The following is a 16,600-nucleotide window of genomic DNA, read 5'->3' on the forward strand; positions in this document are numbered from 1 at the left end:
GGGACGGACTGTAGCGGGGATGTAGCAGGCGCCGGCCGTCGATGCCCGGCACGCGAACAGTAGACACCGAGGGGGTGGGGAACGTGGCATTCGAGCTTCCGAAGGCGAAAGGTCCGGCGCACGATCTTGCTATCCAGATCGGTGCGTTGGTCGGCTTTTCGCTCGAGACGCTCGTCGCGGCGTTCCGTGTGGTCGTCCAGCGGAAACTGTCTCTGGGGGAGACGTTTACGCAGGCACTGTTCATCGCGAGGGTATGTAGCGGGCCTTCACTTCTGCTCATGCTGCCGATCGGCGTGCTCATCGCCGTGTCGGTGGGATCCCTCGCCGGGCAACTCGGCGCCGGCGCCTATTCGGGGGCGATCGTGTCGTTCGTCGTCGTGGGGCAGGCAGCGGCGCTGGTGTGCGCGCTGATGCTCGCAGGGGTCGGTGGTTCGGCAATCTGTGCCGACCTCGGCTCGCGCACCATTCGCGAGGAGATCGATGCGATGGAGGTCCTGGGCCTCAACGTGATCGACCGTCTCGTGGTCCCCCGCCTCATCGCATCGGTGCTCGTGTCGATTGTCCTGTGCGCGCTCGTCACCGTCGTCGGTATCGGCGCCTGCTACCTGTACGAGATCTATCTCAACGACGGGTCCGGTGGAGCGTTCCTCCGTACCCTGTCCGAGTACGGACGCCTGTCGGACTTCGTCATGGCCATGGTCAAATCGGCCTGTTTCGGTGTCACATCTGCTCTGATCGCGTCGTTCAAGGGACTTCATGCCAAAGGTGGTCCGAGTGGTGTTGCCGATGCGGTCAATGAAGGCGTGGTGCTCGCCTTCATCATGGTGTTCGTCGTCAATACCGTTCTGTCCCAGATGTACACGGTGATGGTACCGGCAGTGGGTACGTACTGATGATCTCGTATTCCACCGCGGCGCGAGCGCGGTCGGCGGCAGCGCGTCCGTTCGCCGCCATGGTCGACGGATGTGCAGAAGTCGGCCGACACGTCGTCTTCGCTTTCCGTGCTGTCGCCGGTATTCCCACGGCGCTGCACCGGTATTTCTCACACGTCCTGCGTCACATCGGGGAAGTCAGCTTCGGTTACGCGTCGCTGCTCGCCGGTGGTGGCACGATAGGCATCGTGCTCGCGATGTCCGCGGTTGCCGCCATGATGGTGGGTGTCGAAACCCAGCGAGGGCTCGAACTCATCGGTATGACGTCGCTGTCGGGGATGCTCTCCGCGATCGCCAACACCCGCGAACTCGCTCCGGTCGTCGCGTCGATCGCGTTGGCCGCCAAGGTCGGTACCGGGTTCACCGCGCAGCTCGGGGCGATGCGGATCTCCGACGAAATCGATGCACTCGACGCGATGGCCGTGCGATCGGTCCCCTTCCTTGCGAGCACACGTCTCATCGCGGCTGCGGTATGCGTCATCCCGATCTACATGGTGGGCCTGCTCGGATCGTACGTCGCGACCAGACTCGTCGTCGTGAACTTCCAGGGGAACTCGGCGGGCACTTACGATTACTACTTCCATCTCGCATTGTCCCCGTCCGACCTGTGGTACTCACTCACCAAGGCCGTGGTGTTCGCGATGATCGTCGCGATCGTCCACTGCTCGTACGGGTTCTACGCGTCCGGCGGACCCGAAGGCGTCGGCCGTGCTGCCGGACGGGCATTGCGCACGAGCATCCTCGCAATCGGCGTCACCGATGTGGTTCTCACCTTCGCATTGTGGGGCTTGGTCCCGACGATTCCGGGGGTCGGGCTGTCGTGACAAGCAATGCCGCCATCGAACGGTCGAGAACCGGGGGCAAAGTTGCAAGGCAACGCAGGAACCGGACGGGAGGTCCGGGCAGGGGCATGCTCGCCGTCATCGGTGCGATCGCGTCCGTCGTCCTGATCGTGATCGGCGGACTGCTCGTGGCGTCGGGCGCAGGTGTTCTCTCGCGTGATCCGCAGGTAAACGCGACAGTCCCGGCCGAAGCCGGCCTTATCCAGGGTGCCGCGGGTGTGCAGTACCAGGGAGTGCATGTCGGTTCCGTCATCGGTATCGACGCAGGTGTCGCAAGCTCTCGCCTCACCATGCAACTGGGCGAGGACGGGATCACCGAAATTCCCGCGTCCGTGGTAGCGCGGATCGTCCCGCGCACGCTCTTCGGCGACGTGTTCATCGAGCTCGTCCCGCCGGAGAACCCGGAGATCGGCCCGCGACTCTCGGACGGCGCCGAGGTCGCCTTCGACACGTCGGATGAGGCCGTGCAGCTCGCCGATCTCTACTATCGTGCCGCCGACATGCTCGAACAGCTGCGTCCCGAGCAGTTGTCCACCGCACTCGATGCTGTGAGCCAGGCTCTGGAGGGTCGTGGAGAAGCGCTGGGCGCCACGATCGATCGGATGGCCGCGCTCACGGAGGACCTCGGTCCGCTCGTCGACGCCGGTATCGCGGCGGCGCCGCAGATGGCGGACGTGGCAGAGTCGATGTCTGCCGCCACCGACGACGTCATCACCGTGATGCAGAACGCTTCCGAACTGTCGCGGATCGCGCTCGAACACGAGGACGGAATTGCCCGTCTCCTGTCCGGCGGCGCCGCGCTCGGAACGCAGGGAGCCGACCTGCTCTCCGCGAACACCGACAACATGATCGCAGTCGTGCGTAACGGAGCGCCGGTCGTCGGGGCCTTCGCCGGCAACACGGAGGGGCTCGACGCGACGTTGAAGAATGTGGGCATCTTCGGTGAAGCGGGCGCACGAGTATTCTCGACAGGCCGATTCAACATCACCGCGATCGCCGACTTCGCTGATCCCATGCCGTACACCAGTGCGGATTGCCCGCGATACCCCGGCATGGAGGGCTCGAACTGCGGCGACCCGGTGCAGACTTCCGCAACGAGCCGCAGACAGGTCGTGTCGGGCACTGCAGAGAGCGCGCCGCTCGGGTTCCTCGAACAGATCTCTGCCGGCGCCGACCCGGCCGATCCTGCAGCGCTGCTGCGTGATCCATCCACCGCGGCTTCGGTCCTCCTCGGCCCGTTGGTACGAGGAGCGGCGGTGAGTATCCCGTGAGAGCGAATATCGGACCGGGGATCCAGCTCGCCGGGTTCTGCCTGGCAGGGGTCCTCGCAGCGGTCCTCGTCGGCAACACCCTGGAACGCCCCATCGTCGGGTCCACCACCGACTACTCCGCGGAATTCACCGATGTCGAAGGTCTCACCCCGGGCAGCGACGTCACCCTCGCCGGTGTACGCATCGGCCAGGTGTCCGATGTGAGATTCGAACCGCAGGACGACGGTACATCCCGTGCTGCAATCGACTTCGAGATCGAGTCCGGACACGAGCTCACTACCGACGTGCTCGCCGACATCAACTACGGCGACATGATCGGTGTCAAGTACGTCGCCCTGAGCCTGCCCGGCGACACGACCGGTCAGGTGCTCGAACCCGGCTCGACGATCCCGATCGAGCAGACCACTCCTCCCGTCGACCTCACCGCGCTGCTCAACGGATTCAAGCCGCTCTTCGAAGCGATCGACCCGGCGCAGATGAATTCCCTTGCGGCCTCGGTCGTCGACGCCTTCCAAGGGCAGGGCGCGACCCTCGAATCATTGCTTCTGCACGTGGCTTCCGTCAGCACCGACATCGTCGAGCAGGAGCAGGTGTTGAGCGACGTCATCGTGAACCTCGAACAACTCGTCACCGTCGTCGACCGGCGAAGCGACGAAATATCACAACTCATCTCGGGTATGGATGTGGTGGGGCAGGCGCTCGCGGGCGACACCGATCAGCTCGCCACACTCATCGATCGCGGTTCCACTGCGGTGCGGTCCACCGCGGTGCTGATGGCCGGTGCGATGGCACCGCTCGATACCACCGTCACCGACCTACGAGCCATGACCGATGCCTGGGTTCCGCAGACCGACGAGTTCAACCGCTCGATGGCGTTGCTGCCCGAGCTCGGGCACAAGATCAACAGGATCGGCGACTACGGCGGCTGGCTCAACCTCTACATGTGCAATTTCACGATCGAATCGAACGACTTCGAGACCAACATCTTCGGGTCGACCTACTCGGAGGTGTGCCGATGAGTCTCGGGCGCACACTTCGCGACACTTTCGCCGCGATCTTCTCCGGTAGACACGATCGGAATGCGAACCCGATCGTGCTGGGTATCGCAGGTATGGCGCTGGTAGCGGTGCTCATGCTGGCGGCATTGGCGGCCCCGACGGTGGTGTACTGGTTGCGCACGGACTCGTACACGGCCGAACTCGCAAATGCTGCAGGACTCGAGCCGAACGATCCTGTGTATGTGGCGGGAGTTCCGGCCGGACGGGTGGAGTCGATGGAGTTGTCCGGTGATCGTTTGATCGTCGGTTTCCGCCTCGACCGGTCGCAGATGCTCGGCGACCGGACGAGCGCCGAGGTCAAGCTCCAGACCGTTCTAGGGAAGGTCTATCTCTCGGTGCAGCCTGCTGGAGCAGGTGAGCTCGATGACGGTCTGATTCCCCTGGCCCGCACCGGTGTTCCGTACAGTCTCGACGAACTCGCCACCGATGCCGAGCACGTGGCCGACGGCCTCGACGTCGAAGGACTCGAGGCGATGATGCAGACCCTCGCCGACACCATGCCATCCGATTCGGAGCAGATCTCCTCCGCACTCGCGGGGGTGGAAGCGACCTCGCAGATGCTGGTGCGCAACGACGCTCGCATCACTTCCCTGCTCCAGGCCTCGAAATCTCTCACTTCGATCGTCACCGATCAGAGCGAAGATGTCGCCGCGCTCGTCGAGAACTCTACTGCGGTGGTGAACATTCTCACCGCGAGGAAGGACGCGCTCTTCCAGTTGGTCGAGGATCTTCGAACGCTCACGGAGTCGGCCGAGACGTTCCTGACCGACAACTCCGACGACCTGAACGCCCTCGTCGTGAACATGCGTTCGGTGACCGACACGCTTGCGGCGAACGCCGACAACATCGACCGCATCCTCCTCGAATTCCCGTCCGCTCTACGCGCTGCCACCAACGCGTCGGGTAACGGGACGTGGGTCGACGTGCATGCACCTGCTGGTCCCATCCCCGACAATTTCCTGTGCTCCATCGCAGTGATGGAGGGCTGCAAGTGAATCCGACTGCGAAGACATGGCTGATTCGCGGCGTCGCGATCGTTGCGGTGCTGGCGTTGTGCGCCGCCGGTGTCTGGTACGTGGTGGGTCCGGACCGAACCCGCACCGTCACCGCGCAGTTCGCCACCGTGAGTGGAATCTACCCCGGGAGCAATGTCGCGGTACTGGGCCTGCCCGTCGGCACCGTCGAAGAAGTCCGTCCCGCCGGGACATACGTCGAGGTGACGATGTCTGTGCCGTCGGATATCGCTTTGCCCGAGAATGTCACGGCGTTCGTGATGAACCCGTCGGTCATCAGCGACCGGTTCGTCGAGCTCGCGCCTGCCTACCGCGGCGGAGCGCAGTTGGGCGACGACGGCGTGATTCCTGTCGAACGTAGTCATTCACCCATCAATTGGGACGAGATGCTCGAGAGCGTCGACACGCTCGCGGCCGCGATGGGGCCCGAAGGCGGCGATCTCGGTCGAACGCTGGAAGTGTCCGCCGACGCGACGGAGGGCCTCGGTGAGCAGATGAACCGGGCGATCGTTGCGCTGGGGCAGGCGACTTCGGTGGTCGGAGCAAAGTCCGAGGACATCGGCGGACTGATCGATGATCTCGGGGCGGCTGTGCGCGCGGTGAATTCTCGTGAGGGATCACTCACCGAGCTGGTCGACGGTGTCGCCGAACTCGGTGAGGAACTGCAGCGGCAGAACCTCGATGTGTCGGCACCGATCTCCCAACTGAGCACGATCCTCGATCAGCTCGACACCCTCCTCGCCGAGCGCGGAGGTGACGTCGAACAGGTCATGGCGAATGCTCGTGTCCTCACCGACACCTTTGCGGCAAACGAGGTGGGGCTGGCGGAGCTGTTCGACGTCCTGCCCCTTGCGATGCAGAACATCGACCAGGCGATCGGAGAGAACGGACGTGGCCGGATCCGTCTGAACATCTCGACTCAGATCAGTCAATTCCCTCGCGCGCAGGAGTTGTGCGCTCGCGAACGCCTGCCGCTGTGTACCGGCGCAGGTTTCACCAATCCGCTCACCGTGCCGTTCGACCTGTCCGATCCGTATGAAGACCTTGTTCCCGAGTCTCTGGATCGCGCTCTGGGAGAAGGAGGTCCGCGATGACACGGCGGAGCAGGATCGTATTCGTCGCCCTCGCTGTGGTAGTCGGCCTGTTGACGTCGGGTTGTGGCTTGAGCTTCCAGAGTCTGCCGATGGGCCGGACCGGGCCAGGATCCACCTTCATCGTGACCGCGGTCTTCGAGAGCGCCGACCGTGTCGATCTCGGTGCGGAGGTCCGGGCCGGACAGGCCATCGTGGGCCGCGTGTACTCGATGTCCACCGACGGCAAGCAGGCGTTCGTCGAGCTGAGCATGGACGAGTCCGTGGATCTCCCGGCAAACGTCGGTGCGTCCGTTCGTCTGCCCTCGGCTTTGGGCAGTCCGTACATCCAGATCGACCTGCCGGAAGAGGCATCGAAGGAACTGCTCGCCGAAGGAGACACCATCACCCGGACCGAGCTCGGACCCGACATCGAGAGCACTTTCGCGATGCTCGGCAATGTCGTCAACGGCAGCGGGCTGGACCAGCTCAGCACCATCACCACCGAGCTCGATGCTGCCTTCGGAGGCCGCGGGGAGTCGATCCGTACGATGCTCACGAAGCTCGACTCCACGATGGCGCTGGCCGACGAGAACACCGAGTATCTCGACCGGACGCTCGCAGCCGTCGATTCGGTGACCGCGCGGCTCGCGCAGCAGCAGGAGCTGATAGACAACGGGATCGCCGACAGCACGGCTCTGATCGGGCTCCTTGCCGCGCAGCAGCAGGACCTCCGGACATTGGTGTCGAGCACGGCAACAGCGGTGTCGTCGATCGATACGGTGATGGCCGAAGACGCCACGATCGGCACTGCGGTCGACGACCTCGCAGAGATCACTGCGGGAATCCGCGACTTCAACGCCACGGTGGGGTCGATGCTCGTCAACGTCAACGGTTTCATCGCCGGCTTCAACTCGGCGGTGCGGGGCGACTATCTGCTCTTCGACGGTGCTTTCGACATTCCTGCCGCGATCGATCTGCTCGTCACCGGCGGTATGCCGCCCGGCGAGGAGACCGACGCATCACAGCCCGTCGACATCGCGTCGGACCTGGCCGACCTGCTGCAAGGTGGACTCCGATGACCCGCCCCGTTCTCGTTCAGCTGGTGGCGTTCGTGCTGGTCGGCATTTTCGCAACCTTGTTCGGCGTCCGTTATGTGCTCGGCCCGCAGAGCCTCGGCGGCGCCGTCGAACTGACAGCGACACTGGCCGATGCACGCAGTATCGGGCCTGGCACCTCGGTCACCTATCGCGGCGTCGCGGTGGGAACGGTCGAGTCGGTCACGATCAATCCCGGCGGTGTCGGGTCCACAGCGGAACTCGCGCTCGATCCTGGAACACAGATCCCTGTCGGTAGTGTGGGTCGGGTGTCCACTGCGACGGCCATCGGCATCCTCGCGCTGGACATCGAGCCCGAGACCGCTGACGGACCGTATCTGACCAGCGGCGACACACTCCGGGTGCCGGAGGAGATGCAGGGCATGCGTCTCGATGAACTGCTGCTGCACATGACCGAGCTCGTCGAGAGCATCGACGCCGATTCGATCGTGTCATTGGGTGATACATGGGGCACCGCGCTCCGCGACACGGGACCGGAACTGCAAGCACTGCTCGAGAACGCCGACTCCCTGTCTGCAATGGTTGCCGAACGCGCCCCGACCATTGCGACACTGCTCGACGAAGGCCTCGGACTGATCGACTCCCTCGCGCGCAACTCGGAGAGCTTCCCCGGTTCGATGCGTGCCTTCCGCGACGTGTCGGACCAGCTCGTCGGGAGCAGAGAATCGCTGGTGTACCTGCTCGGCCGGTCACCCGAAGCGCTTGCACGTACCGAAGAACTGTTCGCCGGTACGAAGGACAACTTCGGCGTGCTCATGACCAATCTCGTCATGATCGGAGAGGTGGCAGGCCCGCGTGCACCCGCGGCCTCTGCGCTCCTCGATGCCATGCCCGCGACGCTCGCCGACCTCTCGGGCATCGTCAAAGGCGACCGCGCCGACTTCTCGCTGGTCGGAACGCAGGGACCGGTCTGCGTCTACGACACCCAGCGGATGATGGTCGGTGACGAGAGTCCGCGTGAGCCCAACCGCTCCCTGTACTGCCCGCCAGGAGAAGATCTCTCCCAACGCGGAGCACGTGTTGCGCCAAGACCGAACGATCTGGGATTGCAGGGGCAGACCACTCCGGGCGCCGTGTCCGGGCCGGATATGGCCGACGACCCCCTCCTGATCCCGACGGGCGTCGAGGTCCTGAACTACTGGCAGAAACTCCTGGAAGGACTCGGGAATTGATCGACGAGAACCCCGCCGACGTCGCCGTCGCCACCGAGAGCGACGAATCGGAACAGGAGCCCGTTCGCCGCTCCGGGAAGGGAGGGGCGGTTGCCATCGCGGTGATCGTCCTGTTGGCTCTCGCCGCGGGTTTCTGCGGCTTCCGGTGGTGGCAGGCCGAGCAGACCGAGTCTCTGCGCACCGATGCGGTCGCCGCTGCCCGGGAGTATGCGACCACTCTGGGCACCTACGACTACCAGTCGTTCGACGATTCACTTGCGGCCGTGACTGCGGCCTCCACCGAGGAATTCGCGGCGAAGTACTCGGGTGTCGCGGGTGACCTGCGCGGACTCGTCGAGAACGGGCAGGGCGCGTCGGTCGCGACGGTCTCCCACGCCGGACTCGAAACCCTCGACGGCGACACGGCCACGGTGCTGGTGTTCCTCGATCAGGACGTGAAGAACGTCGTCGTCCCGGAGGGGCGGACCGATGCGACGAGGTTCCTCATCACACTCGAGCGCATCGACGGCAGGTGGATGCTCGACGGTGCCGACGCGAAGTAGCGACCACGCACCGGAGGCCGGGCTGTGCCCAGACCCTGTTGCATCACGTGAGAATCTGACTATCTTGAATCGGAAGGATAGTTTTCTCGATTCAGAATCCTGGTCGGATTCTCAGGTGCGACGAGGCAGGCGATGCGCTTCATCTTCCATTACCCCGAGATCAGTGGTTCCGACGGCGATGTTCTCGACCCGGGCCCGCTGCGCGATGTCGCCGTCGCGGCGGAACGGGCAGGATTCGATGCACTCTCGTTCAGTGAACATCCGGCACCGGGCGCGAAGTGGCTCGACCGCGGCGGGCATCAGACTCTCGATTCATTCGTCGCGCTCGGCTACGTGGCCGCCGCGACCGAGCGGCTGAGGCTGCTCACCTATCTCGCAGTAGTTCCCTACCGCAATCCGTTCCTGCTCGCGAAGGCAGCGGCCACCTTGGACAAGCTGTCCGGTGGTCGGTTCACCCTCGGCATCGGAACGGGTTATCAGAAGCGTGAATTCCACGCGCTCGGCGTCGACTTCGACGAGCGCAACGCACTGTTCGACGAGGCGCTCGATGTGCTCCCGCTGCACTGGAGCGGCGAACCGTTCTCGTACCAGGGGCGGCATTTCAGCGCACAGGACATCATCGCCCGACCCCGCCCTGTTCAGGATCCGATTCCGATCTGGATCGGAGGCAACTCCAAACTGACCAGGCGCCGGGTTGCGCAGCGCGCCCAGGGGTGGATGCCGATGTCCGGTGGCGCGACCCTGAGTACGACGGCACGCACCGCAGAACTCGGCCCGGTCGAGCAACTCGGCGGCGATATCGCCGAGCTCCGTGCGGAAGCGGTCACGGCAGGTCGCACCGACCACATCGATGTCGTCTATTCGTACAGCAGTGAGATCTCCTCGCCCACCGTCGACGTCGACAGGCATCGCGACGTGCTCGACCAACTGGAGAAGGCCGGAGTCGACTGGGTGCTGGTGTCGTGCCCCATCGAGAGTCTTTCGGCCACCGTCGAGTTCCTCGAGTCCTTCGGATCCACCTACATCGGGCGAGGGTGAGCGGCATGGGCTGGTTCGAAGAACGTGCTGAATTGGACGGGACTGTCGCCGTGATCACCGGCGGTGCCGGAGGTCTCGGTGCCGCTATCGTGGAGGATCTCTCCGCGAACGGGGTGCGTCCCGCTGTCATCGACCTCGACGACGCTGCGGTGAAAGAACTACGCGACTCACTTGACAAGCGGGGCGTCGACTGCATCGTCACGCAGGGCGACGTCCGCGACCCCGACGCGCTGACCGCGCTGTTCGATCGGGTCGACGAGCGGTGGGGCCGGGTCGACTCCCTCGTCAACATCGTCGGAGGAACTTTCCGGGCGCAGTTCGTCGACACCAGTGCCAAGGGGTGGGACGCGATCTTGCGTACCAACCTCTCGCACGTGCTCCACGCGTGTTCACTCGCGGTGCCCCGGATGCAGGCCGGTGGTCGCGGTGGCAGCATCATCAATCTCACGACAATCGAAGCGCACCGGGCGGCGCCGGGTTTCGCTGTCTACTCGGCGGCGAAGGCGGCTGTCGAGCAGTTCGCGCGAACACTCTCGATCGAGGTTGCACCTGACGGCATCCGGGTCAACAATGTGGCGCCCGACTACGTTCCGACTCCCAATCTCGCCAAGCTGGCCTCCCTCGGCGGGGGTGATTCGTCCCTGTCCACTCCCGACGGGCTCCGTGTCGCGATCCCGATGGGCCGGGCAGGACACGTCACCGATGTGTCGAACAGTGTGGTTTTCCTTGCATCGAAGTTGTCGGCGTTCATCACCGGGACGACGTTGCACCCGGACGGCGGGACCTTCGCATCGTCGGGTTGGTTCAACTGGCCCGAATCCGGTTGGGCGAACCATGTTCCGTCGCGGATCCTGGCCGGCGCAGAATCGACGCGGCCTCTTGACGCAGGCGGTGTGATGTAGATAACATCGAAAGTGCGAATCGAGCAGACGTCCGAGGACGACAGAGGCTCGTGAAGCAGAGATCCGGCCCGGAGAACGCGAGAGCGTATCGACGGGCCGAACCCCTGTTCAGGGGGCGATCGGGGAGGAGTTCGGTGGGGGAACGAATCGATGCTGTCATGCGCGACGGCCTGACATTCGACGTGCGCGATCAAGGCCCGATCGACGGCGAACCGGTCGTCCTGCTGCACGGCTTCCCGCAGGATTCTCGGTCGTGGGACGGCGTTGCGGCGAAGCTGAACGAGGCCGGATATCGCACGATCGCGCCCGATCAGCGCGGCTATTCCCCGTCTGCGCGACCGCTGCGTCGGCGCGACTATCGCCTCTTCCATCTCATCGCCGATGTGGAGGCCCTCATCGCGAAGGTGGGGGGAGGTCCCGTCCACCTGGTGGGTCACGACTGGGGTGCGGCCGTCGCATGGGCGTCGGCCGCGCGGCATCCGGATGTGGTGCGCACGCTGACCGCGGTGTCGGTACCGCACCCCGCCGCTTTCCTGCGGTCGATGATCACCAGCACGCAACTGTTCAAGTCCTGGTACATGTTGGCTTTCCAGTTGCCGTGGATTCCGGAAAGGTTGTTGACCGTCCCCGCGGTGAGCAATGCCGTCCTGCGAAGGACGGGGCAGACGCCGGCTGCCGCCGCGCGCGACGTGGAGCGCATGGGTGATCGCCTTGCGGTCCGGGGCGGGCTGAATTGGTACCGCTCGCTACCGCTGACCGATCCACGCTCGAGTCTCGGCCGTGTCGAGGTGCCCACACTGATGGTGTGGAGCGACGCCGACGTTGCGATCGGGCGCGCCGCGGTCGACGCCAACCCCCGCTACGTCGCGGCGCCCTACCGCCTCGAAACACTCGCCGGGGTCAGTCACTGGATCCCCGATGAGGTGCCGGAGGAACTGGCGGGTCTGATTCTCGGCCACGTCGCACAGAACTGAGACTTCTACGCGCGCAGTCGTTCCCGGCGGAGCTGCTCGACCTCCGGTAGGTCGAGTGGGGGCAGAGATTCGACGTTCAGTGCGCGAGCGAGCAGGTGGTCTGCGAATTCGGGATTGCGTGCCAGCACAGGGCCGTGCAGATATGTTCCGTAGACCGAACCCTGCACCGCGCCTTCGCTTCCGTCGCCGACGCCGTTGCCCACGCCTCGGGTCACCTTGCCGAGGGGGCTCGCATCGGATCCGAGCGTCGTTCCGCCCCGGTGGTTTTCGAAACCGGAGACCGGCAGGGTGAGGCCCGGGATGCTCGGGGTGATGACGATCTCCCCGATCGCCCGGGTCTTCTGCGGTGACGTCGTCGCGTCGAGCAGGCCCACACCGTCGACGCGCTCACCGGCCGAAGTCTCGTACCAGTGCCCGAGCACCTGGATCGCCGCGCAGATCGCCAGGACGGGTGCGCCGCGTTCCGCCGCTTTCTGCAGACCTGGGTAGCGCTGAAGGTGGCGTGTCGCGAGGCGCTGTGCCGCGTCTTCGGCGCCGCCGAGTGTGTAGAGGTCGAGTGAATCAGGGACGGGATCGTCCAGGCCGATTTCGATGATCTCTGCGTTGTGGCCGCGCATGCGGAGGCGCTGGCGCAACACCAGTGCGTTGCCTCCGTCGCCGTAGGTGCCCATGACATCGGGCAGGACGAGGCCGATCCGCACTGTCGACTCAGACATTCGTAGCCCCCTTGGCGATCGCGGTGTTCAGATCCCGGAACGCCGTGTAGTTGGCGAGAACCTCGACGCGTCCGGGAGGGCACGAGGCGATGGCGCGCAGCGGATCCGCGACGAGTGTGTGCTCGACTCCGGCGTACGTCAGCCGCACGGCCAGGTCGGTGCCGCGCTCACCTGCGGCGACCACCTGCACATTCTCGAAGTGTTCGAAACGTACGTCCCACAGCCACGACAGGTCCTCGCCGTCCGGCACCTGACCGTTGACCGCGATCACCAGGCCGTCGACCGTCGGATCGATCATCGACAGTGCCTCCTGCCAGCCGGCGGGGTTCTTTGCCAGGAGCATGTGGACCGAATGTGGCCCGACCTGCACGGTCTTGTAGCGTCCCGCGACTTCTTCGACCACGGATGTGGCTGCCGCAGCTTTCGCGGGATCCGCACCGAGTGCGACGGCGGCGGCCACGGCCTGCGCCGCATTGCCGCGGTTCGCACGCCCAGGCAGCGTCAGCTTCAAGGGCAGGACGAGCCCGTCGGGCCCGTAGATATTGTGTTCGTCGACCCACCAGTCGGGCGTCGGACGGGCGAAGTCCGATCCGGTGCTGTACCAGTGGTTGCCTTCGCGCACGATGGGTTCGCCGGTGCGGGGGCAGCTCACCGAGTCGCCGGCCCACCCGGCTCCGGCGGCGACCCACACGACGTTCGGGTTGTCGAAAGCGGCGGAGGTCACCAGCACGTCGTCGCAGTTGGCGATGATCGTTGCGTCGGTGTGCCCCTGCAACCCCGCGCGAAGCCTGCGTTCGATCATGTTGATCTCGCCGACGCGGTCGAGCTGATCTCGGGTGAGGTTGAGCAGCACGATCGCTTCGGGCTCCAGCGAATCGGCGACATGCGGGGTATGGAGTTCATCGACCTCGATAGCGGCGAGTCGCGCGGTGCGGTTCGCGGCGAGAGCCGACACGATACCGGCGTCCATGTTCGCACCATCGGGTTGGGTCACGACGGCGTCGATGGTTTCGAGCGCGGCCGCGGTCATCCGCGTGGTCGTGGACTTTCCGTTGGTGCCGGTGACCAGCACGGTGCGGCGCCCGCGACCGAGCTGCGTCATCAGCCCCGGATCGATTTTGAGGGCGATGAGCCCGCCGATCATCGAGCCGTTACCTCGTCCGGCTTTGCGTGATGCCCACGCAGCCGCTTCGGCCGCGCGCAACGCGATGCGTCCGCGAGCCGAGATCCCCGTCGTTGTAGCCACGCGCCGAGTTTTCCACAGCCGTGTTACGGACTCGTACCCTGCCCGATCGGCGTGATGAGACACGGTTGCGGATTCATGTTCGCGCGACGCGGTTCGATCACGCCGATCGGGGCGGATCGGAGGGGATCAGGCCAGAGCTTTCGCCTTGAGGGCTTGGAACTCGTCCTCGGTGATCGTGCCTGAATCGAGGAGTGCCTTCGCATCCGCGATGTGTTCCGCAGGAGACTTCTTTCCTGCGACGTCCCGAATGTAGTTGTCCTGTGCCGACTTGAACTCGGCCGCTTCGCGGGCCGACCGCTTCGCCATTCCGTCGCCGTGCACGATCAGGTACACCAGGGCGGTGAGCCACGGGACGATGAACAGGAAGACGATCCAGATCGCCTTGACCCAGCCGGACTGTTCCCGATTCCGGAACAGGTCGCTGATGATCATCCACAGCATGATCAGGTAAGCGATGAAGGCGAAGCATACGATTATGTACCAGATGATGTCCCAGAATTCCATGCAATTCTCCGTCTACGTATGGACAATCATGTGCACGAACCCAATTCGGATTTCGACGGAGTACCGCGCTTTTCCGGAAAGCAGAACGCGATCGAGTCGAGATGCCATCCGCAGATTACAGCCGGGATTGTCCTGTTGCAGGGGAATGCGAACTCTGAGTTCTCCAGGGCCGGACGACGAACGCGGCGGGGCCCCGACGGGGCCCCGCCGCGTTCGGGGGAGCTGATCGCTTCGTCAGCGGTGAGCGCGGTTCACCTTCATCGCGTCAGCGGTGGGCACGATTGACTGCCGAGACGACTGCGCGCAGCGACGCTACGGTGATCGACGGTGCGATACCCGCACCCCACACCAGAGCGGTAGTGCCGTCGGGACGTGTCACGTCGGCTTCGACGAATGCCGCGGCGTTGGCGTCGTCACCGGCCGACATCGCATGCTCGGCGTAGCCACGCACCGCCACCTGATAGCCGAGGGATTCCAGGCCGTCGACGAATGCTGCCAGCGGTCCGTTGCCGGAACCGGTGATCTCCTTCTCGACGCCGTCGACCTTCAGCAGGGCGACGACGGTGTCCTCGCCGTCGTCGGTCTCGGCTGCGGTGACCTTCTGCTTGATGCGCTCGAGCGGCGTGATGGGTGCCAGGTACTCCTCGTTGAAGATGTCCCACATCTCCTTCGGGCTGACCTCGCCTCCTTCGCCATCGGTGACCTTCTGCACGGCCTGCGAGAACTCGACCTGGAGCCGGCGCGGCATGTTCAATCCGTGGTCGTGCTTCATGATGTACGCGACGCCGCCCTTGCCGGACTGCGAGTTCACGCGGATCACGGCCTCGTAGCTTCGACCGACGTCCTTCGGGTCGATCGGCAGGTACGGAACCGCCCAGATGATGTCGTCGACATCGGCGCCCGCGGCGTCTGCGTCGGCCTTCATGACGTCCATGCCCTTGTTGATGGCGTCCTGGTGGCTGCCGGAGAACGCGGTGTACACCAGGTCGCCGCCGTAGGGGTGACGCTCGGGCACGGGCAGCTGGTTGCAGTACTCGACGGTGCGCCGGATCTCGTCGATGTCGGAGAAGTCGATCTGCGGGTCGACGCCGCGGCTGAACATGTTCAGGCCCAGCGTCACCAGGCACACGTTTCCGGTGCGCTCGCCGTTTCCGAACAGGCAACCCTCGATGCGGTCGGCGCCGGCCTGGTAACCCAGCTCGGCCGCGGCAACGCCGGTGCCCCGGTCGTTGTGCGGGTGCAGCGACAGGATGATCGAGTCGCGCTCGGCCAGGTTCCGGTGCATCCACTCGATCGAGTCGGCGTAGACGTTCGGCGTTGCCATCTCGACGGTGGCGGGCAGGTTGATGATGACCGGGTTCTCGGGGGTGCCGCCGAGGGTCTCGACGACCGCGTCGCACACCTCCTTGGCATACGACAGTTCGGTGCCGGTGTAGGACTCGGGGGAGTACTCCCACCGCCAGTTCGTATCCGGATAGTTCTTTGCCGTCTCGATCACCAGCTCCGCCGCGTCGGTCGCGATCTTCTTGACGGTGGCCTGGTCGGCCTTGAACACGACGCGGCGCTGCAGGATGGACGTCGAGTTGTAGAAATGCACGATCACGTTCTGCGCGCCTGCGCAGGCCTCGAAGGTGCGGGTGATCAGCTCGGGCCGCGACTGCGTCAGCACCTGGATGGTGACGTCATCGGGGATTGCGTTGTCCTCGATGATCTCCCGGACGAAATCGAAATCGGTCTGGCTTGCTGACGGGAAGCCGACCTCGATCTCCTTGTAGCCCATGCGGACCAGCAGATCGAACATGCGGCGCTTGCGGGCCGGGCTCATCGGGTCGATCAGCGCCTGGTTGCCGTCACGCAGATCGACGGCGCACCAACCCGGTGCGCGGTCGATGATCTTGTCGGGCCATGTCCGGTCGGGCAGCGAGACGGGCTCCACCTCTTCGGCGAAGGGCCGGTACCGGTAGGTGGGCATCGATGAGTTCTTCTGCTTGTTCCACGATGCCTGGTCGGCGGGAGCAGGCTTGGTCGGCGGCGTGATGTTTCGCGAACCGGAGGTGAAAGCGTCGGCGGGTGACATGACGTACTCCAAGAAAAAAGGGGACTTGTGAGTCCAGATCAGGATATCGACCGGCGCGACGAAACCCCGCGACGGGAGGCCGGTCTGGTCAAATCCCGCCGCGGCGGCCGAGAAGAAGCGCACGC

At 64.8% G+C, this 16,600-nt stretch carries 16 protein-coding genes; 12 read left to right on the forward strand and 4 right to left on the reverse strand.

From position 1 onward, the window contains the following. Positions 1-83 precede the first annotated feature (83 nt). The 12 genes from ACSYG9_RS12150 (at position 84) to ACSYG9_RS12205 (ending at position 11,932) form a co-directional block, all read left to right on the forward strand. A complete protein-coding gene (locus tag ACSYG9_RS12150) occupies positions 84-893 on the forward strand; it encodes an MlaE family ABC transporter permease (protein ID WP_454842630.1) in 810 nt (269 codons plus the stop codon). Next, entirely contained in the window at positions 893-1,756 is an 864-nt protein-coding gene (locus ACSYG9_RS12155) for an MlaE family ABC transporter permease (RefSeq protein ID WP_454842632.1), read from the forward strand. Before ACSYG9_RS12150 ends, ACSYG9_RS12155 begins: the two co-directional genes overlap by 1 nt. A gap of 86 nt (positions 1,757-1,842) precedes the next feature. Continuing rightward, positions 1,843-3,045: an MCE family protein gene (locus ACSYG9_RS12160; protein ID WP_454842634.1), complete on the forward strand. Its 1,203-nt coding sequence runs from the start codon at positions 1,843-1,845 to the stop codon at positions 3,043-3,045. Beyond that, positions 3,042-4,064 carry an MCE family protein gene (locus ACSYG9_RS12165; protein ID WP_454842636.1) on the forward strand — a complete coding sequence of 341 codons (1,023 nt, stop codon included), beginning with the start codon at positions 3,042-3,044 and terminating at the stop codon, positions 4,062-4,064. The genes ACSYG9_RS12160 and ACSYG9_RS12165 overlap by 4 nt, the downstream gene beginning before the upstream one ends. Beyond that, complete coding sequence (locus tag ACSYG9_RS12170) at positions 4,061-5,098, forward strand: MCE family protein (RefSeq protein ID WP_454842638.1); 1,038 nt, start codon at positions 4,061-4,063, stop codon at positions 5,096-5,098. Before ACSYG9_RS12165 ends, ACSYG9_RS12170 begins: the two co-directional genes overlap by 4 nt. Continuing rightward, complete coding sequence (locus tag ACSYG9_RS12175) at positions 5,095-6,210, forward strand: MCE family protein (protein WP_440127386.1); 1,116 nt, start codon at positions 5,095-5,097, stop codon at positions 6,208-6,210. The genes ACSYG9_RS12170 and ACSYG9_RS12175 overlap by 4 nt, the downstream gene beginning before the upstream one ends. After that, positions 6,207-7,268, forward strand: coding sequence for an MCE family protein (locus tag ACSYG9_RS12180; RefSeq protein ID WP_440127387.1), 1,062 nt, complete (start codon positions 6,207-6,209; stop codon positions 7,266-7,268). The genes ACSYG9_RS12175 and ACSYG9_RS12180 overlap by 4 nt, the downstream gene beginning before the upstream one ends. Next, complete coding sequence (locus ACSYG9_RS12185; RefSeq protein WP_454842641.1) at positions 7,265-8,476, forward strand: MlaD family protein; 1,212 nt, start codon at positions 7,265-7,267, stop codon at positions 8,474-8,476. Before ACSYG9_RS12180 ends, ACSYG9_RS12185 begins: the two co-directional genes overlap by 4 nt. Further along, complete coding sequence (locus ACSYG9_RS12190; RefSeq protein WP_440127389.1) at positions 8,473-9,018, forward strand: hypothetical protein; 546 nt, start codon at positions 8,473-8,475, stop codon at positions 9,016-9,018. Before ACSYG9_RS12185 ends, ACSYG9_RS12190 begins: the two co-directional genes overlap by 4 nt. Positions 9,019-9,150: 132 nt before the next feature. After that, positions 9,151-10,056 (forward strand): TIGR03619 family F420-dependent LLM class oxidoreductase, encoded by a 906-nt coding sequence (locus ACSYG9_RS12195; protein WP_440127390.1) that lies wholly within the window; start codon positions 9,151-9,153, stop codon positions 10,054-10,056. A 5-nt stretch (positions 10,057-10,061) separates the two neighbouring features. After that, positions 10,062-10,958: an SDR family NAD(P)-dependent oxidoreductase gene (locus ACSYG9_RS12200; RefSeq protein ID WP_454842643.1), complete on the forward strand. Its 897-nt coding sequence runs from the start codon at positions 10,062-10,064 to the stop codon at positions 10,956-10,958. 158 nt (positions 10,959-11,116) lie between these two features. Continuing rightward, entirely contained in the window at positions 11,117-11,932 is an 816-nt protein-coding gene (locus ACSYG9_RS12205) for an alpha/beta fold hydrolase (RefSeq protein WP_440127637.1), read from the forward strand. 5 nt (positions 11,933-11,937) lie between these two features. Here the strand turns inward: ACSYG9_RS12205 and ACSYG9_RS12210 are convergent, their stop codons facing one another. The 4 genes from ACSYG9_RS12210 to leuA all read right to left on the reverse strand — a co-directional run bounded on the left by ACSYG9_RS12210 (position 11,938) and on the right by leuA (position 16,475). After that, positions 11,938-12,648, reverse strand: coding sequence for a type 1 glutamine amidotransferase (locus tag ACSYG9_RS12210; protein WP_440127392.1), 711 nt, complete (start codon positions 12,646-12,648; stop codon positions 11,938-11,940). Beyond that, positions 12,641-13,894 (reverse strand): MurT ligase domain-containing protein, encoded by a 1,254-nt coding sequence (locus tag ACSYG9_RS12215; RefSeq protein ID WP_440127393.1) that lies wholly within the window; start codon positions 13,892-13,894, stop codon positions 12,641-12,643. Before ACSYG9_RS12215 ends, ACSYG9_RS12210 begins: the two co-directional genes overlap by 8 nt. A gap of 126 nt (positions 13,895-14,020) precedes the next feature. Next, entirely contained in the window at positions 14,021-14,398 is a 378-nt protein-coding gene (locus ACSYG9_RS12220; protein WP_169690686.1) for an SHOCT domain-containing protein, read from the reverse strand. Positions 14,399-14,663: 265 nt separating this feature from the next. Beyond that, complete coding sequence (gene leuA / locus ACSYG9_RS12225) at positions 14,664-16,475, reverse strand: 2-isopropylmalate synthase (RefSeq protein WP_454842647.1); 1,812 nt, start codon at positions 16,473-16,475, stop codon at positions 14,664-14,666. Positions 16,476-16,600: the final 125 nt, after the last annotated feature.

It is taken from the genome of Rhodococcus sp. SJ-2 (genome assembly GCF_053750035.1).